The organism is Serratia sp. 2723 (genome assembly GCF_050434425.1).
GTDB lineage: Bacteria > Pseudomonadota > Gammaproteobacteria > Enterobacterales > Enterobacteriaceae > Chania.
The window spans coordinates 429,384-449,640 of record NZ_JBNDIN010000001.1 but is presented as its reverse complement, the minus strand read 5'-3'; the positions used below and the strand labels follow the sequence as shown (position 1 = coordinate 449,640).

At 55.2% G+C, this 20,257-nt stretch carries 18 protein-coding genes; 4 read left to right on the top strand and 14 right to left on the bottom strand.

Annotation, left to right across the window (positions count from 1 at the left end):
* Positions 1-8 precede the first annotated feature (8 nt).
* On the top strand, positions 9-386 hold the full coding sequence (apaG, locus tag ABIE29_RS02150) for a Co2+/Mg2+ efflux protein ApaG (RefSeq protein WP_024483557.1): 378 nt from the start codon (positions 9-11) through the stop codon (positions 384-386).
* Between the two features lies 1 nt (position 387).
* Positions 388-1,239: a bis(5'-nucleosyl)-tetraphosphatase (symmetrical) ApaH gene (gene apaH / locus ABIE29_RS02145; RefSeq protein WP_429616617.1), complete on the top strand. Its 852-nt coding sequence runs from the start codon at positions 388-390 to the stop codon at positions 1,237-1,239.
* A gap of 47 nt (positions 1,240-1,286) precedes the next feature.
* Here apaH and folA read toward each other — a convergent pair whose 3' ends face one another.
* From folA to ABIE29_RS02130, 3 genes are all read right to left on the bottom strand, one after another.
* Complete coding sequence (folA, locus tag ABIE29_RS02140; protein WP_429616616.1) at positions 1,287-1,769, bottom strand: type 3 dihydrofolate reductase; 483 nt, start codon at positions 1,767-1,769, stop codon at positions 1,287-1,289.
* A 141-nt stretch (positions 1,770-1,910) separates the two neighbouring features.
* Complete coding sequence (locus ABIE29_RS02135; RefSeq protein WP_429616615.1) at positions 1,911-2,375, bottom strand: threonine/serine exporter; 465 nt, start codon at positions 2,373-2,375, stop codon at positions 1,911-1,913.
* Positions 2,372-3,172, bottom strand: coding sequence for a threonine/serine ThrE exporter family protein (locus tag ABIE29_RS02130; protein ID WP_429616731.1), 801 nt, complete (start codon positions 3,170-3,172; stop codon positions 2,372-2,374). Before ABIE29_RS02130 ends, ABIE29_RS02135 begins: the two co-directional genes overlap by 4 nt.
* 129 nt (positions 3,173-3,301) lie before the next feature.
* On the opposite strand from ABIE29_RS02130, the gene ABIE29_RS02125 reads away from it, so the two are divergent.
* A complete protein-coding gene (locus tag ABIE29_RS02125) occupies positions 3,302-3,916 on the top strand; it encodes a LysE family translocator (protein WP_429616614.1) in 615 nt (204 codons plus the stop codon).
* Between the two features lie 32 nt (positions 3,917-3,948).
* Here the strand turns inward: ABIE29_RS02125 and kefC are convergent, their stop codons facing one another.
* Both kefC and kefF read right to left on the bottom strand, forming a co-directional pair.
* Positions 3,949-5,802, bottom strand: coding sequence for a glutathione-regulated potassium-efflux system protein KefC (gene kefC, locus ABIE29_RS02120; RefSeq protein WP_429616613.1), 1,854 nt, complete (start codon positions 5,800-5,802; stop codon positions 3,949-3,951).
* Positions 5,795-6,355, bottom strand: a complete 561-nt coding sequence (gene kefF / locus ABIE29_RS02115; RefSeq protein WP_429616612.1) for a glutathione-regulated potassium-efflux system oxidoreductase KefF — start codon at positions 6,353-6,355, stop codon at positions 5,795-5,797. The genes kefC and kefF overlap by 8 nt, the downstream gene beginning before the upstream one ends.
* Positions 6,356-6,769: 414 nt before the next feature.
* On the opposite strand from kefF, the gene ABIE29_RS02110 reads away from it, so the two are divergent.
* Complete coding sequence (locus tag ABIE29_RS02110; protein WP_429616611.1) at positions 6,770-7,081, top strand: ubiquitin-like protein; 312 nt, start codon at positions 6,770-6,772, stop codon at positions 7,079-7,081.
* An 83-nt stretch (positions 7,082-7,164) separates the two neighbouring features.
* On the opposite strand, the gene ABIE29_RS02105 is transcribed toward ABIE29_RS02110, so the two are convergent.
* From ABIE29_RS02105 to ileS, 9 genes are all read right to left on the bottom strand, one after another.
* Complete coding sequence (locus ABIE29_RS02105; RefSeq protein WP_429616610.1) at positions 7,165-8,397, bottom strand: cysteine desulfurase-like protein; 1,233 nt, start codon at positions 8,395-8,397, stop codon at positions 7,165-7,167.
* A complete protein-coding gene (locus tag ABIE29_RS02100) occupies positions 8,394-9,032 on the bottom strand; it encodes a 2OG-Fe dioxygenase family protein (RefSeq protein WP_429616609.1) in 639 nt (212 codons plus the stop codon). The genes ABIE29_RS02105 and ABIE29_RS02100 overlap by 4 nt, the downstream gene beginning before the upstream one ends.
* A gap of 204 nt (positions 9,033-9,236) precedes the next feature.
* The gene (gene carB, locus ABIE29_RS02095; RefSeq protein WP_429616608.1) at positions 9,237-12,458 is read right to left on the bottom strand and encodes a carbamoyl-phosphate synthase large subunit; all 3,222 of its coding nucleotides are present in this window, start codon (positions 12,456-12,458) and stop codon (positions 9,237-9,239) included.
* 18 nt (positions 12,459-12,476) lie between these two features.
* Positions 12,477-13,625 (bottom strand): glutamine-hydrolyzing carbamoyl-phosphate synthase small subunit, encoded by a 1,149-nt coding sequence (gene carA / locus ABIE29_RS02090; RefSeq protein WP_037411486.1) that lies wholly within the window; start codon positions 13,623-13,625, stop codon positions 12,477-12,479.
* A gap of 470 nt (positions 13,626-14,095) precedes the next feature.
* On the bottom strand, positions 14,096-14,917 hold the full coding sequence (gene dapB / locus ABIE29_RS02085; protein WP_429616607.1) for a 4-hydroxy-tetrahydrodipicolinate reductase: 822 nt from the start codon (positions 14,915-14,917) through the stop codon (positions 14,096-14,098).
* Between the two features lie 582 nt (positions 14,918-15,499).
* Positions 15,500-16,453, bottom strand: coding sequence for a 4-hydroxy-3-methylbut-2-enyl diphosphate reductase (gene ispH, locus ABIE29_RS02080; RefSeq protein WP_429616606.1), 954 nt, complete (start codon positions 16,451-16,453; stop codon positions 15,500-15,502).
* A complete protein-coding gene (fkpB, locus tag ABIE29_RS02075; RefSeq protein WP_024483572.1) occupies positions 16,434-16,904 on the bottom strand; it encodes an FKBP-type peptidyl-prolyl cis-trans isomerase in 471 nt (156 codons plus the stop codon). The genes ispH and fkpB overlap by 20 nt, the downstream gene beginning before the upstream one ends.
* A 1-nt stretch (position 16,905) precedes the next feature.
* On the bottom strand, positions 16,906-17,412 hold the full coding sequence (lspA, locus tag ABIE29_RS02070) for a signal peptidase II (protein WP_248943961.1): 507 nt from the start codon (positions 17,410-17,412) through the stop codon (positions 16,906-16,908).
* A 13-nt stretch (positions 17,413-17,425) separates the two neighbouring features.
* Positions 17,426-20,242 (bottom strand): isoleucine--tRNA ligase, encoded by a 2,817-nt coding sequence (gene ileS, locus ABIE29_RS02065; protein WP_429616605.1) that lies wholly within the window; start codon positions 20,240-20,242, stop codon positions 17,426-17,428.
* Positions 20,243-20,257: the final 15 nt, after the last annotated feature.

Sequence of the window (20,257 nt, the reverse complement as noted above, 5' to 3'; positions counted from 1 at the left end):
CAGTTGTCATGATTGATTCGCCCCGTGTATGTGTGCAGGTACAGAGTGTGTATGTGGAATCACAATCGATACCTGAGGAAGAACGTTACGTCTTCGCGTATACCGTTACCATCCGTAATCTGGGGCGCTTTGACGTGCAACTGCTGGGCCGTTACTGGCTGATCACCAACAGCAACGGTCGCCAAACCGAGGTTCAGGGCGAGGGAGTGATCGGTGAACAGCCCATAATCCAGCCCGGCAGCGAGTTCCAATATACCAGCGGTGCGATACTCGAAACGCCGCTGGGCACCATGGAAGGCCACTATGAAATGGTTGATCAACAGGGTCAGCCATTCCGTACCGCGATCCCGGTGTTCCGTTTAGCCATCCCTACGCTGATCCACTAATATGTCGACATATCTTATCGGCGACGTTCATGGCTGTTTCGATGAACTGCAGTCGCTATTAGCTCAGGTTAATTTCGATCCCTTGCAAGACCAACTGTGGCTGACTGGCGACCTGGTCGCCCGTGGGCCCGGCTCGCTCGAAGTGCTGCGCTACGTCCGCTCTCTCGGCCCGGCACTGCGAATGGTTCTGGGTAACCACGACCTGCACCTGCTGGCGGTGTACGCTGGTATCAGCCGTAACAAACCCAAAGACCGCATTACCCCCTTGCTCGAAGCGCCTGATGCCGACGAGTTGATCAACTGGCTCCGTCGTCAACCAGTGCTACAGGTGGATGATGAGCGCAAACTGATCATGGGCCACGCCGGCATTACCCCACAGTGGGATATCGAGACCGCACAGATGTGTGCCCACGAAGTGGAAGCGGTGCTCCGCAGCGACAGCTATCCTTTGTTCCTGGACGCGATGTACGGCGATATGCCCAACAACTGGAGCCCGGAGCTGAGCGGGCTGGCACGCCTGCGCTTCAGCACCAATGCCTTGACCCGCATGCGCTATTGCTTCCCTAATGGTCAGTTGGACATGATCTGCAAAGACGCGCCGGGCAGCGCTCCCGCTCCGCTGAAACCCTGGTTTGATCTGCCGCGTCTGGTCGATCCCGAGTACAGCATCATCTTCGGTCATTGGGCTTCGCTGGAGGGCAGAGGAACGCCGGAAGGCATCATCGGCCTGGATACCGGCTGCTGCTGGGGCGGGGATTTGACCCTGCTGCGTTGGGAAGACAAGCGCTACTTTACCCAGCCAAGCAGCCGCCGTGATGCGATAGACGGCGCGGATACGCTGGCAGCCTCTTAAAACGACAATGGGCACCCAAGGGTGCCCATTTAGATAGCTAACCCGCCTTAACGACGTTCCAAAATCTCAAAGCAGTAGCCATGCGAGTTCAGTGCGTCCGCATCATGGAAGGCGCTGAATGAGGTTTCCCATTCGTCCGGTTCGTAATCCGGGAAGTAGGTATCTCCGCCCACTTCGGCATCGATATGTGTCAGATACATGCGGGAAGCCTTTGGCAGGAACTGACTGTAAATACTGCCACCGCCCATCACCATGACCTCTTCCACATCACCTGCCGCAGCCAGAGCTTCCTCCAGCGACGTCACCCAAGTCACACCCGGTTCATTACCCGGTTGGCTGCTCAATACGATATTATGGCGGCCCGGCAATGGGCGGCCAATCGACTCAAAGGTCTTGCGGCCCATAATCACCGGTTTGTTTAACGTGTTACGTTTAAACCACGCCAAATCCTCCGGCAGGTGCCACGGCATGGCATTTTCCATACCAATAACGCGATCCGCCGCCAAAGCAGCAATCAGGCTGATAATCATTGTTTAACCCTGTATAGGCAGCAAAATTGTTCACACTATACGTAAAGCCCCGGCAACCGTCGATAGACGAATCGAGCGATAGCCATATATCGGACGGCTCTGAATATAAACTCTAATAATCCCAGATCCTTAGAAAAAAACCTAAACGCCGGGACGTTTACGATACAGCCACAGACCCGGTACCGACAAGCCAATCGACAAGGCTCCCACGATAAAACAAGCTTTGAGGAAGTTGGAGATCATCACCGACATCAGAGCTTCGCTGTAGCCCAAATGCGAAATTTCCACCACGCTGATCATCGCGGTATAGGCTGAAATACCGGGAAACATCGGGATCACCGCCGCAACGGTAAACACCTTGGGATGTGCCAGCAACCAGCGTGACCAGTAAATACCGATGATACCGATCAGGATGGCGGCCAGGAACGAACCCCACTCGATATTCATGCCGAAATGCATCATCAGCATCCGCGAGCCATGCCCCAGCGCCCCGAGCAAGGCACAATAGCGCAGCGCTCGTAGCGGCACGTTGAACACCATGGCAAAGCCAAGCGCGGGTACTGCCGCCAGCAGCATGTCCTGTAACAGCGCCCACAGCAGGTTCATGACCACCCCCGTAAATCCCATAGTGACATCGCCATCACCACGCCGATGCAGGTTGCCAGCGTCAGCAAACTGGCCATCGCCCAGCGGGCCAGGCCGGTATTCACGTGGCCTTTAAACATATCGGCTACCGCGTTGATCAGCGGAAAACCGGGTACCAGCAACAGTACGCTGGCCGCCATCGCCACGCTGGAGGTTTGGTGGAAAAACGGCAAGCGTAACAGCAGGCCGGAGACCGACGTGGCAACAAAGGCCGTCAGGCAAAAGTTGATCAGCGGATTCAGATGGCGAGCGGTCAGCATCTGACGCACAAACATCGCCAGGCCGCTGGCCATAAAGGTGACCGCAAAAGCATCTGGCCCGCCGCCGTTGAGCATGCTGAAACAACCGCAGGACAACCCCACCATCAGCACCACCAGCCAACGCGGATAGCGCAGCGGACGGATCTTTTCAAAGCGCCGTGCTACGTCATGGGCATCGGCCAAATGGTGTTCCGCCAGGATCACAATGTGCTGCACCTCAGTCACCATTTGCATGTTGATCCCACGATCGACGTTCTTACGCGTGGTGGTCAGGCAGGCATCATTGCTGATGGTGGTCAGCACCACGGCGTTGGCCGAGATGGAGCTTTCTACACTATCCATGCCAAGTGCCAGACCCAGGCGAGTCGAGAGTTGCTCCACCACCATGCTTTCCGCCCCGTGCTGTAGCAACAGCAACGCACACTGAATACACAGACGGGTGATTTCACGCTGTTGCTGGTTTACACCGGGTATCTCTACGGTCAATTCCTGCTTCATATCGTCCAAAGTCTCTCCCTGAATGAATGTTCATCATATAACCGGAGGTGACCTCAATAGGTTGATGCGCATCAGGTCGAGTGGCGTTATTATCAGCATAATTCGGCCTTTTTATCAGAGAACTCGCCCATGCTTGAAACCTCATTGTTTGTCGCCGGTATTGCCACGCTCGGTATGCTTTCCCCCGGGCCAGATTTTTTTCTGGTGATTAAAAACGCGGCACGCTATCCGCGCCTGGCAGCAATGATGACCGCGTTCGGCGTGATCTGCGGCGTGGCGACCCATATGTCTTACTGTGTCGCGGGCCTGGCGGTGGTGATCACCACCACACCATGGTTGTTCAACATGCTGAAATACGCCGGTGCGGTGTACCTGATTTGGGTCGGCATTCAAGCCCTGTTGTCACGCGGTGGCAGCAAGGTGAACGTCAGCAGCCTGCCTCAACAGCAGGTCAGCCTGAAAAGCGCCTTTGTGCAAGGTTACCTGTGTAATCTGCTCAACCCGAAAGCCACGCTGTTCTTCCTGGCGGTGTTTACCCAGGTATTGCAAATCAACTCCGGCCTGGGTGAGAAGCTGTGGTACGCCGGGATTATTTTCGGCCTTTCCGCCGTTTGGTGGCCGGTGCTGGTGTTTTTGATCCAAAGTGGGCCAGTGCGCCGTGGGCTGGAGAAAACCCAGAAGGTGGTCGATAAGCTGCTGGGCGGGATGTTAATCGCCCTGGGCATCAAGGTCGCACTGAGCTGAAAAACCGGCGAGGGGCAACCCTCGCCAGGCTATCACCCCTTCGCTTCCACCACCTCTTCCTCCGGCGCTTTGCCATCAATACTGCCGCGCCAGCCGTTTTGCTGCACATGAGATAGGCGCATCTGATCTTGCTCGATGGCCGATGACAGCATCTCTTTAGCCCGCTGCAGGCTGGCGACGCGGAACTCGGTATCCTCGTAATTCTCCAGCGTATCCTCCAACATCTTCACGTTATAACGCCGGAAGGTATCGGCCTTTTCACGGGCTTCATAGGCGTCCAGTCCCAGCAGTTCCAGGGTTTCTCTGCCGATCAGTAACGAGCTTTCAAAGGTTTCCCGCGCAGGTTTTTCCACACCCAACTGCCGCAGTTGATACCAGTGATCCACATCACGGGCGCGTGCCACCACTTTCAGATGCGGGAAATGGCGTTTGGCCAACGCGGTCAGTTGCAGGTTGGCTTCCACATCGTCGATGGCGTTAATCAGGATTTTGGCATGTTCCGCTCCCGCCGCTTCCAACAGATCGGCCCGCGTCGCATCGCCATAGAACACCTTGGTGCCAAATTTACGCAGCGTTTCGATATGGTCCGGATCGTGATCCAGCACCACGGTATGCACACCGTTAGCCAGCAGCATACGGCCAGCGATCTGGCCGAAACGGCCAAAACCGGCGATGATCACGCTGGCGTTCTCTTCATCAATCACGTCTGCCGGGCGCTCATCCTGCGGAGCATTCTTGGCCAGGCGAGCGGCAACCACCAGCAACAGCGGCGTGGCGGCCATCGAAAGTGCTACCGCCAACGTCAGCGATTTAGCCCATTCGAGCGGCAACACTCCAGCCATCTGCGCCGCCCCAAAGATCACAAAGGCAAACTCACTGCCCTGCCCCAGCAAAATGGCGAACAAGCCGCGCTGGCGCTTGGGGACCCCAAGCATTGGCGCGACCAGCCACAGCAGTGCCGCCTTCAACAGCATAAAGCCCAGCAGCAGAGAAGCAATCAGCAGCGGGTGGTGGAACAGCGTGCCAAAGTCGATCGACATCCCCACGCCGATAAAGAACAACCCAAGCAGCAGGCCTTTAAATGGCTGAATATCGCTTTCCAGCGCATGTCGGTATTCGGAACTGGCCAGCAACACGCCAGCCAGAAAGGCCCCCATCGCCATCGATAGCCCGGCCATTTCCAGCAGAATACCAAAACCAAACACCAGAAACAGCGCCACGGCGCTGAAGACTTCACGCATACCGGAACGCGCCACAAAGTGCAGCAAGGGCCGGGTCACATAGCGCCCCAACAGCACCACGGCTGCCAGCGCCCCCACCACCTTGGTGGCAGAAAACACAAAGGCACCCAGCGTGGTAGCCGCGCCGCTGCTGGCTAGCAGTGGGATCATCGCCACCAGGGGAATTGCGGCAATATCCTGGAACAACAGCACCGCAAACGAGCTGCGGCCAATCGGCGAGGGCGTCAGGTTACGCTCACTCATCGCCTGCATGGCAATTGCCGTCGAGGAGAGTGCCAGCGTCAAGCCAATCAGCAAAGCGACCTGCCAATTCAGGCCGAGGAAGTAGCAGAAGGCGCTCAGCACCAGGCCGCATCCCACCATCTGAATGCTCCCGCCGCCAAAGACCGCTGCCCGCAGCGTCCACAGCCGCCGGGGATCCAGTTCCAGCCCGATGATAAACAGCATCAATACCACGCCGATTTCGGCAAAGGTCAGTATCGACTCAGGATCGGAAACCAGCTTCAGCCCCCAAGGGCCAATGACGCAGCCCGCGATCAGGTAGCCGAGTACCGATCCCAACCCCAGGCGTACGGCAATCGGCACCAACAGCCCAGCCGATCCCAGATAGATCAGCCCTTCAATCATCATCGCGTGGTTATCCATGCACGGGCTCCTGCTCTGCTGTTGGCTCGCTGTGTTCCATCAGATACTGCACCAGCCGCTGGCGATAGGCTTCCCCAGCGGCAATCAATGCCGGTTCGTTACAGGTAAAGGTGTTGTGTACGGCAAAATACGGCTGCCACTTCATGCCGCAGTAAATCGCCGTGGCCTGAAGCGGTTGGCCCAGCGCCGCAAAATTAGGGTAATCGCCCAAAGCGAAATGCTGCTCATCTCCGCCACTGGTGACCGCCCACAGGCAGTCTTTCCCCACCAGGGCGTTGCCCTCATGGCCATAGGCCCAGCCATGCTCCAGCACTTTGTCGATCCACAGTTTCAGCAGCGGCGGCAGGCTATACCACTGCATCGGATGTTGCAAAACCACCATATCGGCCCGTTCTAGCGCGCGCTGTTCGGCGCTGATATCGATGTTGAAATCCGGATACAGCTCGTACAGCGCGCGGACCTCCACGCCGGAAATGTCTTGTACCGCCTGTAGCAACCGTTGATTGGCATGGGAATGCCGGGGATAGGGATGGGCGTAAATAATCAGGATCATGCGCTTCTCGTTGTTGCGTATCATACAACGAGTATATACCAGCCATCGTGCCGCCATTGATTGCCAGTGATTCCCCCGCCGTTAGCGATTTCCCTTCATCACGTTTGAAGAGAACGGGTTGTCACCGAACTTGAATAATTTACCAGTTAAATTAAAAGATAAGAAATAATTAACAATGAATTTAATGAACAGCAAGTGACTCACTATTTAATCCGTTAAATCATCACGATAAAAAATCATTTTTTTATCGAACAGACTTGCCGGTCAATTAAGTATGAACTAGCCTTTTAAGGCAGTTTAAATAACTGCCTAAATGACAGTATTGCTAGATAAAACGCTAGTTAACTGTCACATATCGATAGTAGTAAAAGTAAAAAACCATATTATCAACATCATAGACTATGGAGGAAATACATGAATTTTATTAATCATCGTAAAAAAATCCTGTCGGCAGTATTCGCTACCTTGGTGCTGGTACCGCAGTTGGTTTTCGCCATGCAAATCTCCACCGTAACTATCACAGGCCATAAACAAACCTACCAGGTTGAGGGGACAGACTCCGTTTCAACCCTGAAAACCAAAATCGACGATAGAGAAGGCATTCCAACCGAACAGCAAAAGCTGTTCTTTAATAATACCCAGTTGGAGGATGGTAAAACGTTAGGGAGCTATGGCATTAAAGAAGGTAGCGTCTTGAAACTGGAATTGAAATTGAAGGGAGGCTAAACCGCGACGCCCCCATCCCCTGATCATCTGGATATGGGGGCGTTATGACATACACGGTTTCTGCTGTCACTGGCTGACGGTCATCATGGGTTCAACGTATTGATAATCTCAAACAGGCGGTCAATTTCCTGACGGGTGTTGTAGTGCATCAACCCAATCCGAACGACACCGCCACATTGCTCCAGGCCCAGTTGGCGGATCAGCCCCAGCGCATAAAAGTGCCCGTTCCCGACACAAATATTGTGCTCTCCCAACGTTCTGGCAACCAATTCAGGCAGCCCTTGCGCAAACGTCACGGCGAAAGTAGGGGTCCGACAGTTGGCATCGGGCCGATCGATACCGTACAAACGCGCGCCCTTGACTTGCCGTAGTTTATCCAGGAAATAAGCGCTGAGCGCTTCTTCATGTTGGCTGAATTGGCTAAAGCTGTCTTGCAAGCGCTGGCGCAAAGGCGCACCGGGTTCTCCCCATTGAGCCAGGTATTCGATCGCAGCAGTCACTCCCGCGAGCCCTTCAAAACTCTGAGTTCCCGTCTCGAAACGCCCAGGGCCAAGATCGGTGGCTGGCTCGACCTTGTAAGGACGTAGCGTTTGCAGCCACGGCGCAGCCAGATAGGCAATCCCGACGTGCGGGCCAAAAAATTTATACGCGGAACACAGGAGTATGTCGCAACCCAATGCCTGAACATCAATAAGGCGATGTGGGGCATAGTGCACGGCATCTACATACACCAAAGCACCAACCTGGTGTGCCGCCTCGACGATACGTTTTATATCCACGATCGAGCCTGTGGTATTTGACGCATAGGTGACGGCCACCAACCGTGTTTTGGCATTCAAGAGCGTACAAAGTTTATCGACGTCTAACGTACAATCCTGCGCGTTAACAGGGGCCTGATGGACAACAACCTGTTTATCGGCAGCGGCCTGTTGCCAACTCGAAACGTTCGCATAGTGATCCAGAGCGGTGACGATCACCTCGTCCCCGGCTTGCCAATCCCGGCTGATAGCGCGGCTCAGCTGAAAAGTCAGTGAGGTCATGTTGGCGCCAAAGACAATATTGTCGGCCGAGCTGGCATTCAACAACGCCCGAACAGACTCTCTGGCTTGTAACATCACTTGCTCAGTGGCTTTGCTGGAAAAATAGTGCCCCCCCAGGTTGGCATTATGCTGGCCCAAATAATCGACCATCTTGTCTAACACCGTGCGCGGAACCTGTGAGCCACCGGGGCCATCAAAGAACACCACGCTTTTCCCTTGATGGAGCTGGGCCAGAGCGCTGAATTGCGCCCGGCTTTGTTCAGGCGTAAATTTCATACCACCCTCGCAGTCAGAACAAAAACATCCATGTGCCCTTCTTTATCGCTAACGACGGCACGGATTGGGCAGGCGTTATGCCACAGCTTACTATCAGCGATCATGGCAACTTCGCCATTTTCCAACACCTTACGGAAAAATGGCTCTTCGCGATTGCTGTTATAGAGCAGGATATCCCCCCCTACAATGTTATGCCTGTCGATTCCGACTATCGCGATATGATCAAAACCATCACGATGGATGCCTTCTGGCGCCACCTGAGTTTCATCATAGGTGGTGGTAATCCGGATTTGGTGGATCTCTATTTCCTGGTTGTTCGGTAGAGCATTGCTTTCAACAAAGAGCCCACACATTTCGCGCATCCCCTCATTTTGCCAGGTCGTGGCCAGGAGCGGTTCAAACTGGCGGATAATATTGCCCTGAAAATGGTTGATATCTTCAGATTGTACAAACTCATGTTTGCCCGTCTCTACTACCTTGCCATCCTGAAAACGCAGGACGGAATAACGCCGCAGGCGGTACTTGCCATCCGCATGCTGGGTGTGGGGAAGCGTGTTGAATGAAGGAGCCAGTTGAGCAATCCCCTCCTGGCTAAGATGGGTGATCTGCAGGATATTTTCGTGTTTGGTTAGCATGATGACACCTTATTGAACAGGTCCGTTTTACAACAGAAAATAACAGTAATCATCATTAAAAATAGATAAAGATAATGGGATATCAAATTTCTCATCACAAAAATATGATGTATCCCGAAAAAATCAGCACAAGTCGTAAAGCGTTGCTGCGACAACAAAAAAGGCGCTGCAAAAGCAGCGCCTTAAAGTCACTAAGTTATTAACTTACTTTGTGATTCGTGCGTGCAATTCCTGCACCGACGTGACCTGCTCGGTTGGATCTGCCTTCATCGCCATCGAGGTGGCAAAACCACCGTTCATCGTAGTGTCGTAGTGCACTTTATACTGCAGCGCACTGCGGCGGATCAGCTTGGAGTCTTCAATCGCCTGACGCCCCGCCGTGGTATTAACGATGTAGGTGTACTCGCCGTTCTTGATGCGATCCTGAATGTGCGGACGCCCTTCATGCACCTTGTTGACCAGACGTGGGTTAATCCCCGCTTCGCCCAGTACCACTGCGGTACCGTGGGTGGCATCCAGTTCAAAGCCCTGCTTGAGCAGGCTGGCTGCCAAATCCACCACGCGAGCCTTGTCCCCACTGCGAACTGACAGCAGCGCACGGCCTTTCTTCATGCCGGAGTTACTGCCCAACATCGCCTTGGAGAAGGCTTCGGCGAAGGTACGGCCAACGCCCATCACTTCACCGGTCGAGCGCATTTCTGGCCCGAGGATCGGGTCAACGCCTGGGAACTTGTTGAACGGCAGCACCACTTCCTTGACCGAGTAGTACGGCGGGATGACCTCTTCGGTCACACCCTGTTCGGCCAGTGATTTACCGGCCATCACGCGCGCCGCCACTTTTGCCAACGCTACGCCGGTAGCCTTGGAAACGAACGGCACGGTACGTGCGGCACGTGGGTTCACTTCGATCAGGTAGACTTCGTTGTTCTTCACCGCAAACTGCACGTTCATCAGACCACGAACCTGCAGCTCAAACGCCAGTTTTTCTACCTGCTGGCGCATCACGTCCTGGATCTCTTTGCTCAGCGTGTAGGCTGGCAGTGAACAAGCAGAGTCACCGGAGTGGACGCCAGCCTGTTCGATATGCTCCATAATGCCACCAATCAGCACCCGCTCGCCGTCGCAGATGGCATCCACATCCACTTCTACCGCGTCGTCCAGGAAGCGGTCCAGCAGCACTGGCGCATCGTTGGATACGCTGACCGCGTTCTGGAAGTAACGACGCAGGTCGATATCGTCGTAAACGATCTCCATCGCACGGCCACCCAGTACGTAGGACGGGCGTACCACCAGCGGGTAACCGATACCGGCCGCTTTCTCAACCGCCTGTTCGATGGTTGCCACAGTGGCGTTGGCCGGCTGCTTCAGGCCCAAACGGTTCACCGCCTGCTGGAAACGCTCACGGTCTTCGGCACGGTCAATCGCATCCGGGCTGGTGCCGATAATCGGCACGCCTGCCGCTTCCAACTCACGCGCCAGTTTCAACGGGGTTTGCCCGCCATACTGCACGATCACGCCTTTTGGCTTCTCGATGCGGACGATTTCCAGCACGTCTTCCAGCGTCACCGGTTCGAAGTACAAGCGATCCGAGGTGTCGTAGTCGGTAGAGACGGTTTCCGGGTTACAGTTGACCATGATGGTCTCGTAACCGTCTTCGCGCAGCGCCAGTGAAGCGTGTACGCAGCAATAGTCAAACTCGATGCCCTGGCCGATACGGTTCGGGCCACCGCCCAGGATCATGATTTTCGGGCGATCGTTGGTCGGGTTGGATTCACACTCATCTTCATAGGTGGAATACATGTAGGCGGTGTCGGTCGCAAACTCTGCCGCACAGGTGTCCACACGCTTGTAGACCGGGTGCATGTTGAAGCTGTGGCGCAGCTTGCGGATTTCGCTTTCCGCCACGCCAGCCAGCTTCGCCAGGCGCGCATCGGCAAAGCCTTTACGCTTGAGCGTGCGCAGGAAATTGGCGTTCAGACCGTTGATGCCCGCTTCGGCAACCTGCTCTTCCAGACGCACCAACTCTTCAATCTGCACCAGGAACCAGCGGTCGATATTGGTCAGATTGAACACGCCATCGACTGACAGACCGGCACGGAAAGCATCGGCGATGTACCAGATACGATCGGACCCCGCATCTTTCAGCTCACGGCGGATCTTGGTCAAGGCTTCCGGATCGTCCAGGCTCACTTTCGGATCGAACCCGGTTGCGCCCACTTCCAGGCCGCGCAGCGCTTTCTGCAATGACTCCTGCTGGGTGCGGCCAATCGCCATCACTTCACCGACCGACTTCATCTGGGTGGTCAGGCGATCGTTGGCACCGGCAAACTTCTCGAAGTTGAAGCGCGGGATCTTGGTGACAACATAGTCGATGGAAGGCTCAAAGGAGGCTGGCGTACGGCCACCGGTGATGTCGTTCATCAGCTCATCAAGGGTGTAACCCACCGCCAGCTTGGCGGCGATCTTGGCAATCGGGAAGCCGGTCGCTTTCGAGGCCAGCGCCGATGAACGGGATACGCGTGGGTTCATTTCAATCACGATCAGGCGGCCGGTTTTCGGGTTCACCGAGAACTGCACGTTGGAGCCACCGGTTTCTACCCCGATTTCACGCAGCACCGCCATCGAGGCGTTACGCATGATTTGATATTCTTTATCGGTCAGCGTTTGCGCTGGAGCCACCGTGATGGAGTCACCGGTATGGATACCCATCGCATCGATGTTTTCGATCGAGCAGACGATGATGCAGTTGTCATTCTTATCGCGCACCACCTCCATCTCGTATTCTTTCCAGCCGATCAGCGATTCGTCAATCAGCAGCTCTTTGGTCGGGGACAGATCCAGACCGCGTTCGCAGATCTCTTCGAACTCTTCGCGGTTATAGGCGATACCGCCACCGGTGCCGCCCATGGTGAATGACGGGCGGATGATGCATGGGAAGCCCACATCGGCGGCCACCGCCAACGCTTCTTCCATATTATGGGCAATGCCGGAACGCGCGGTGTCCAGGCCGATTTTCTTCATGGCGATATCGAAACGGCGGCGGTCTTCGGCTTTGTCGATGGCATCGGCGGTAGCGCCAATCATGGTGACGCCGAACTCGGCCAGGACACCCTGACGTTCCAGCTCCAACGCACAGTTCAGCGCGGTTTGCCCACCCATGGTTGGCAGCACCGCATCCGGGCGCTCTTTCTCGATGATTTTACGCACCACTTCCCAGTGGATTGGCTCGATGTAGGTGGCATCGGCCATTTCCGGGTCGGTCATGATGGTGGCCGGGTTCGAGTTGACCAGCACGACGCGATAGCCTTCTTCACGCAGCGCCTTACACGCCTGAGCACCAGAGTAGTCAAATTCACACGCCTGGCCGATAACGATCGGGCCAGCGCCGAGGATCAGGATGCTTTTTATATCTGTACGTTTTGGCATGGCTTTTCTGGCTCCTGATTATTTGGCGTTGGTACGGTAAGTCTCAATCAGTTCGATAAAGTGATCGAACAGCGGCGCGGCATCGTGCGGGCCTGGGCTGGCTTCCGGGTGGCCCTGGAAGCTGAACGCGGCTTTATCGGTACGATGGATGCCCTGCACCGTGTGGTCGAACAGCGATTTATGCGTGACGCGCAACGTGCTCGGCAGATTATTTTCATCAACGGCAAAGCCATGGTTCTGGGCAGTAATCATCACGGTGTTGTTATCCAGATCCTTCACCGGGTGGTTACCACCGTGGTGGCCAAGCTTCATCTTCATGGTTTTGGCACCACTGGCCAGCGCCAGCAGTTGGTGGCCCAGGCAGATACCAAATACCGGGATATCGGTTTCCAGGAAACGTTTGATGGCGGTGATGGCGTAATCGCAAGGCTCCGGGTCACCAGGACCGTTGGACAGGAAGATGCCGTCCGGATTCATTTTCAGCACATCTTCCGCAGGGGTTTGCGCTGGCACCACGGTGAGGCGGCAGCCGCGATCCACCAACATGCGCAGGATGTTACGCTTGGCGCCGTAATCGTAGGCCACCACATGGTAAGGCAGTTCGCCCGCAGGTTTAGCCTCCGGCAAATCGCCTTCCAGCGTCCAGCTCCCCTGTTGCCAGGCGTAAGCTTCTTTGGTGGTGACCTCTTTCGCCAGATCCATACCTTTCAGGCCAGGGAAAGCCTTGGCTTTTTGCAGCGCCAGTTCGGCATCGGTGAGGTCGCCCGCGATAATGCAGCCGTTCTGTGCGCCTTTCTCACGCAGCAGGCGGGTCAGCTTGCGGGTATCGATATCGGCAATCGCCACGATATTGTGTCGCTTGAGGTAATCGGCCAGGCCCATTTCGTTGCGGTAGTTGCTGGCAATCAGTGGCAGGTCGCGGATGACCAGGCCTTGAGCATGAACTGCGGAGGATTCTGCGTCGGAATCATTGGTGCCGACATTGCCGATATGAGGATAAGTAAGAGTAACGATCTGGCGGGAGTAGGAAGGATCAGTGAGGATTTCTTGATAGCCGGTCATCGAGGTATTGAAGACCACTTCCCCCACTGCCGTACCTTCTGCCCCGATGGCCCGACCGTGGAATTGGGTTCCGTCTTCCAGAACCAATAGCGCTGACTTAATCAAAACACCCTCCGAGGAATAATCAATCACAATATTTGCATATTAATTCAGATTTCACGCCCTAAATCAATGCAAAAACCGCCCTCAAGGCCAATTTTTGGCAAATTGGGCGCATTTTAATGATGAGCGTCCCGCTTGTCTAGATAAAGCGCCATTTTTTCCATTATTTTTGCAGCCCTCAGGGTTTAAAGGGTGTCACAGGCACAAAAACACCAGCAAACTTGACCGGGTAAACGGTTGCGAGACACAGTGACAGAAAAAATGGCTTAAAACAGCTTAAATCTGCGTAGGGAGCAATAAAGATGACGGAAAAAACAGGAATAAGACTAGATAACATATAAAAACAACAGCCAAATCATTAAAAGTAATTGTAACCCTCATTTTCAATGTTAAAAAAAAGGACAATAAAATTATTGTCCGATTATCATATCATTATGATCAACACAACCACATCACGATGGTGTTCATTAAAATTATAACTGGTCTAAACCGAGCACGTCACGCATATCAAACAGCCCATTATGCTGGTTTGAGATCCAGGATGCGGCACGCACCGCGCCATTGGCAAACGTCATCCGGCTTGAGGCTTTATGGGTGATTTCTACCCGCTCGCCAATATCGGCAAACATGGCGGTATGTTCACCCACAATGTCCCCGGCACGAATGGTGGCAAAGCCGATACTCTTTGGATCGCGCTCGCCGGTATAACCCACGCGCTCGTAAACCGCGCACTCTTTCAGATCGCGTCCCAAGGCACCGGCAATCGCCTCGCCCATGGCTAACGCCGTTCCTGAAGGGGCATCTACCTTGTGGCGGTGGTGAGCTTCCACAATTTCGATATCGGTATAATCGCCCATCACCTTGGCCGCTTTTTCCAGCAGCTTGAGCACCACGTTGACGCCCACGCTGAAGTTGGCGGCAAACACGATGCCAATCTGCTGCGCCGCGGCCTGGATCGCCGCTTTACCTGCATCATCAAAACCGGTGGTGCCGATCACCATGGCTTTGCCGTGGGCCACGCAAAACGCCAGATGGGCCAGGGTGCCTTCCGGGCGGGTGAAGTCGATCAGGATATCGAAATCGTTGACAACCTTTTCCAGGTTATCGCTGACGGTGACGCCCAACGCACCAACGCCAGCCAGTTCACCGGCATCGGTGCCAACCAGGCTAGAACCCGGGCGCTCAAGCGCAGCCCCTAATACCACGCTCTGTGCCTGCTGCACGGCCTGGATCAATTGGCGCCCCATGCGGCCACCGGAACCCGCAATCGCGATGCGGATTTGTGAATCAGTCATACTTCGCTCTCTTTTATGGTCAAAAGCCACTCCTCGGCTATGGATTCAGGGTAACTTCCCCACCTTATCACTACCAGAGGATTTGCTTACGGATTAGAAAATTATGATATGCCCGGTATGTTATCAGTAACGCTGTCAATTGATTAACAATTACCCGATTAGCGTCAACCGTCTGGTGCTACATAATCATGCACTATTTATGCATTACGATGAATGGCGAAAAGGTGGTTTTTTGCTGTTTCTGCGAGCTGTTTCCCCTCACCCCAACCCTCTCCCACAGGGAGAGGGAGCCAGTATGGCATCGTGGTTAGGTACAGGTGTCATTCTTCTTGCACTTCCCACCCCCCTCATTCAAAGGTGTTTAGGTGCAGGAATTAGTCTGTGGCAAGGCTGATGCAGTAGTTAATAGGTACAGGTGTCATTTTTCTTGCACTTTCCCCCTCACTCAAAGGTGATAGATACGGGAATTTATCTGTGACAAGGTTGATGCAGAAGTTAGTCTGTAATGAGGCGAATACAGTAGCCAGGATGTGGCACGGACAGTCCCCTCTCCCTGTGGGAGAGGGTTAGGGTGAGGGGCCATCAGTCGATCTGCTTGATATCCATGCGCAACTCTTTCGGCACTTCAAACACGATGTTTTCTTCACGGCCGCTGAGCTCATGCACGTCTTCACCGCCCAAGGCTTTCAAGCGGCTGATGACGTCCTGAACCAGCACGTCCGGCGCAGAGGCCCCGGCAGTGACACCAATGTTGCGGGCGTCTTTCAACCAGGATTCCTGAATGTCCGCTGCCGAATCAATCAGATAGGCCGGTTTACCCACGCGCTGGGCAAGTTCCGCCAGGCGGTTGGAGTTGGACGAGTTCTTCGACCCCACCACCAGCACTACGTCGGCATCACCTGCCAAGCTGCGCACCGCTTCCTGACGGTTGGTGGTGGCATAGCAGATATCATCCTTGCGCGGCCCGATAATATCCGGGAAGCGCTTACGCAACGCATCGATCACATCGGAGGTATCGTCCACCGATAAGGTGGTCTGGGTCATAAAGCACAGGTTATGCTCGTTCTTCACCTGCAATTGCCAGACATCTTCCGGCGACTCAACCAGGTACATGCCCCCCTGAGGGTTACTGTACTGGCCCATGGTGCCTTCCACTTCCGGATGCCCGGCGTGGCCAATCAGGATCGCCTCGGTGCCCTTACGGCTGGCCCGAGCCACTTCCATATGCACCTTGGTCACCAACGGACAGGTGGCATCAAACAGCATGGTCAGATCGCGGGCCTTGGCCTCGGCACGAATAGCCTGCGACACACCGTGGGCAGAGAAGATCAGGATCGAGCCGTCTGGCACTTCCGCGATCTCTTCGATAAATACCGCACCACGCTCGCGCAGGCTTTCGACCACGTAGCGGTTATGCACCACTTCGTGACGCACGTAAATCGGCGCGCCATAAATCTCCAGCGCACGTTCTACGATGCTGATCGCACGATCAACCCCGGCGCAGAAGCCACGTGGGTTAGCCAGCAATATTTGCATGTGCTTCCTCCTGCTGTGGGTCGATCTCCAGCACTTCGATATCGAAGGTCACCGGATGCCCCGCCAACGGATGGTTGAAATCAACGGTGATCGAATCTTCCGCGACTTCACGCACCACACCAGGCATTTCGCTACCGTCGATGGCAGTAAACAGCATGATGGTGCCGACATCCGGTACGCCGGTCTCGTTGAAATCGCGGCGTGAGAAGAACTGGATCAGATCCGGGTTCTCCGCGCCAAACGCGGCTTCCGGTTGCAGGGTAAACGCACATTTGTCCCCTGCCCGCAGACCGATCAACTGCTGTTCCAGCGGAGCAGACAGGCTGCCATCGCCCAGGCGGAACAGCGCTGGTTTGCCATTGCCCTGGGTGGATTCCGCGGTCGTTCCATCTGCCAGTTTCAGCGTGAAATGCACCAGCACTGCGCTGTTGCCGTTAACCTGAGCCGTCATATCACTTACCTTCGCTGTTGACGCTTTTCTTCGCCGGCAAGAACCCTTCCAGCACAATCATGGCGGCACCCACGCAGATAAAGCTGTCCGCCAGATTGAAGGTCGGGTAATGCCAGTTACCGATATAAAAGTCGATGAAATCGACCACAAAGCCATGCCACAGACGATCAAACAGGTTGCCGATCGCACCGCCGATAATAAAGGCATAGGCGATATTGTTCAGCTTCTGCTGGGCACTGCTGCGATACATCATCACCAGCAGCACCGCCACGATGGCGACCGCAATACCGGCAAAGAACCAGCGCTGCCAGCCACCGTGATCCGCCAGGAAACTGAACGCTGCGCCGTAGTTACGCGCATAGTACAGGTTGATTGACGGGAACAACGGCTGGGTCTGGCCCAGCACGAAGTTACTCAGGATCCACTGTTTGCTGAAAAAATCCAGCGCCAGCACCACCACTACCAGCCATAGCCAGCGCAAGCCGGTCGAACTTATCGGTCTACTCATCAGGCGCTTGTTCTCAGGCAAAGTTACGTTTTTCGCCGTCACCGGCTACGTTGCTCACACAGCGGCCGCAAAGTTCTGCATGCTCCGCCACCTGGCCGACATCGGTGGTGTAATGCCAGCAGCGCGGGCACTTCTCACCATCCGCTTTGCTGAACGCAATTTTCAGCCCTTTCAACAGTTCGCTTTGCTGCGCATCGGCAGGAGCATCCGCAAACGGTGCTACGCTGGCCGATGAGGTCAGCAACACAAAGCGCAGTTCATCCTGCAGGCTGTTCAGACTTGCTGCCAGATCGCTATCGGCGTACAACGTAACCGCAGCCTCTAACGAACCACCGATGTGCTTGTCTGCACGCGCCTGCTCCAGCACCTTGTTCACTTCGCCACGCACTTTCAGCAGATCGGCCCAGAACGCATCGTTCATGCCTTCGCCTGCCGCCAGCCCGAACAGACCGTCGTACCACTCTTCGGTAAACACGTACTGCGTGCGTTTGCCTGGCAGGAAGGCCCAGATTTCATCGGCGGTAAACGACATGATCGGCGCCATCCAGCGTACCAGCGCTTCCGCAATGTGGAACAGAGCGGTCTGGCAGCTGCGGCGGGCAACGCTGTCGCTTTTCGCGGTGTACTGACGGTCTTTAATGATGTCCAGATAGAAGGACCCCATTTCTACCGAGCAGAACTGCATCAGGCGCTGCACCACTTCGTGGAAATCGTAGTTGGCATAGGCTTGCTCGATATCCTGCTGTGCGGCCAATGCACGGCCCACGGCCCAGCGATCCAGTACTACCATCTCTTCCGGAGCCACGCAGTCGGTGCTTGGATCAAACCCATTCAGGTTGGCCAGCAGGAAACGCGCGGTATTACGGATACGGCGATAAGAATCGGCAGCACGCTTGAGGATTTCGTCGGAAACCGCAATCTCGCCGGTGTAGTCGGTAGAAGCGACCCACAGCCGCAAAATGTCGCCACCCAGCTTGTTCATCACGTCCTGCGGGCTGACGGTGTTGCCGATCGACTTGGACATTTTGCGCCCCTGACCATCCACGGTAAAGCCGTGGGTCAGCACTTCTTTGTAAGGCGCCTTGCCTTTCATGGCAGTCGAAATCATCAGCGATGACATGAACCAGCCACGATGTTGGTCGGAACCTTCCAGATACATGTCGGCAGAGTGGCCGTTGAATTCTGGACGCACGTCAACCACGGAAGAATGGGTTGAACCCGAGTCGAACCAGACGTCCAGCGTATCTGGCACTTTCACATAATCGGCCGCTTCAGCACCGAGGATATCGGCAGCGTCCAGATCCCACCAGGCCTGGATCCCGTCTTGCTCGACACGCTTGGCCACTTCTTCCATCAGCTCTACGCTGCGTGGGTGAAGCTGCTCGGTGTCTTTATGCACGAACAGGGACATTGGAACCCCCCAGGTACGCTGGCGTGAGATACACCAGTCTGGACGGTTAGCCACCATGGTTTCGATACGCGCCTGGCCCCAATCCGGGATCCACTGCACGCCTTTGATCTCTTCCAGCGACTGCTTGCGCAGGCCCTTTTGATCCATGCTGATAAACCATTGCGGCGTGGCACGGAAGATGATCGGCGTTTTATGGCGCCAGCAGCACGGGTAGCTGTGTTGCAGTTTTTCCACGTGCAGCAAAGCGCCCTTTTCACGCAGCAGCTCAACGATCAGATCGTTGGCCTTGAACACGAACTTGCCGTCCAGCGTTGGATAGGTGCCGGTCAGGTAGCAGCCGTTCGGGCCAACCGGGTTGGCGACCTCCAGGCCGTATTTCTGACCGATCACGAAGTCATCCGGGCCGTGGCCAGGTGCAGTATGTACGGCACCGGTACCGGCATCCAGCGTAACGTGATCGCCCAGGATCGCCGGCACGTCAAAGCCCATAAACGGATGGGTAAAGCGCATCAGTTCCAGATCGCTGCCCTTACAGTCGCCCAGCACTGCCCAGGAAGTGATGCCTGCGCGCTTCATCACGCTTTCCACCAGATCGGCTGCCAGGATCACGCACTGGCCGTCGATCTGCACTAACTGATAGGCGAATTCTGCGTTCAGCGAGATCGCACGGTTGGCAGGCAGCGTCCACGGTGTGGTCGTCCAGATCACCAGTGACACCGGGCCATTCACGCTGGTTACGCCAAACTTGCTGGCCACCGCCGCCGCATCAACCGCGTGGAACGCGACGTCGATGGATGGCGAGGTTTTGTCGTAATATTCAACTTCCGCTTCCGCCAGGGAAGAACCGCAGTCCGTACACCAGTGCACCGGCTTGGCGCCTTTGAGCAGATGACCATTGCTGATGATCTTGCCCAATGCACGGATAATGTTGGCTTCGGTTTTAAAATTCATGGTCAGGTACGGACGATCCCAGTCACCCAAGACCCCCAGACGGATAAAGTCTTTCTTCTGGCCTTCTACCTGCTCGGCAGCATATTCGCGACACTTCTGACGGAATTCTGCCGGTGTCAGTTTCTCACCCGGTTTGCCATACAGTTGCTCAACCTTCAGTTCGATAGGCAGACCGTGACAGTCCCAGCCTGGAACGTAAGGCGAATCAAAGCCAGCCATCCCTTTTGACTTGATAATAATGTCTTTGAGGATCTTGTTTACCGAGTGACCAATGTGAATGCTGCCATTCGCATACGGAGGGCCGTCATGCAGAATGAAGGATTTCTTGCCCTTTTTGGCGGCACGAATGATCCCGTACAGATCCTGTTCATACCAACGTGCGAGCATGCCAGGTTCACGCTTGGCGAGATCGCCACGCATCGGGAACCCTGTTTCCGGCAAGTTCAGGGTATTCTTGTAGTCACTCATTAGATTCTCGATCTC

Bases quoted from the DNA above. Each gene is read 5' to 3' on its own strand.
- apaG (WP_024483557.1), top strand. From the start codon at position 9: ATGATTGATTCGCCCCGTGTATGTGTGCAGGTACAGAGTGTGTATGTG.
- apaH (WP_429616617.1), top strand. From the start codon at position 388: ATGTCGACATATCTTATCGGCGACGTTCATGGCTGTTTCGATGAACTG.
- folA (WP_429616616.1), bottom strand. From the start codon at position 1,769: ATGATTATCAGCCTGATTGCTGCTTTGGCGGCGGATCGCGTTATTGGT.
- ABIE29_RS02135 (WP_429616615.1), bottom strand. From the start codon at position 2,375: ATGAACCTGCTGTGGGCGCTGTTACAGGACATGCTGCTGGCGGCAGTA.
- ABIE29_RS02130 (WP_429616731.1), bottom strand. From the start codon at position 3,172: ATGAAGCAGGAATTGACCGTAGAGATACCCGGTGTAAACCAGCAACAG.
- ABIE29_RS02125 (WP_429616614.1), top strand. From the start codon at position 3,302: ATGCTTGAAACCTCATTGTTTGTCGCCGGTATTGCCACGCTCGGTATG.
- kefC (WP_429616613.1), bottom strand. From the start codon at position 5,802: ATGGATAACCACGCGATGATGATTGAAGGGCTGATCTATCTGGGATCG.
- kefF (WP_429616612.1), bottom strand. From the start codon at position 6,355: ATGATCCTGATTATTTACGCCCATCCCTATCCCCGGCATTCCCATGCC.
- ABIE29_RS02110 (WP_429616611.1), top strand. From the start codon at position 6,770: ATGAATTTTATTAATCATCGTAAAAAAATCCTGTCGGCAGTATTCGCT.
- ABIE29_RS02105 (WP_429616610.1), bottom strand. From the start codon at position 8,397: ATGAAATTTACGCCTGAACAAAGCCGGGCGCAATTCAGCGCTCTGGCC.
- ABIE29_RS02100 (WP_429616609.1), bottom strand. From the start codon at position 9,032: ATGCTAACCAAACACGAAAATATCCTGCAGATCACCCATCTTAGCCAG.
- carB (WP_429616608.1), bottom strand. From the start codon at position 12,458: ATGCCAAAACGTACAGATATAAAAAGCATCCTGATCCTCGGCGCTGGC.
- dapB (WP_429616607.1), bottom strand. From the start codon at position 14,917: ATGACTGATTCACAAATCCGCATCGCGATTGCGGGTTCCGGTGGCCGC.
- ispH (WP_429616606.1), bottom strand. From the start codon at position 16,453: ATGCAAATATTGCTGGCTAACCCACGTGGCTTCTGCGCCGGGGTTGAT.
- fkpB (WP_024483572.1), bottom strand. From the start codon at position 16,904: ATGACGGCTCAGGTTAACGGCAACAGCGCAGTGCTGGTGCATTTCACG.
- lspA (WP_248943961.1), bottom strand. From the start codon at position 17,412: ATGAGTAGACCGATAAGTTCGACCGGCTTGCGCTGGCTATGGCTGGTA.
- ileS (WP_429616605.1), bottom strand. From the start codon at position 20,242: ATGAGTGACTACAAGAATACCCTGAACTTGCCGGAAACAGGGTTCCCG.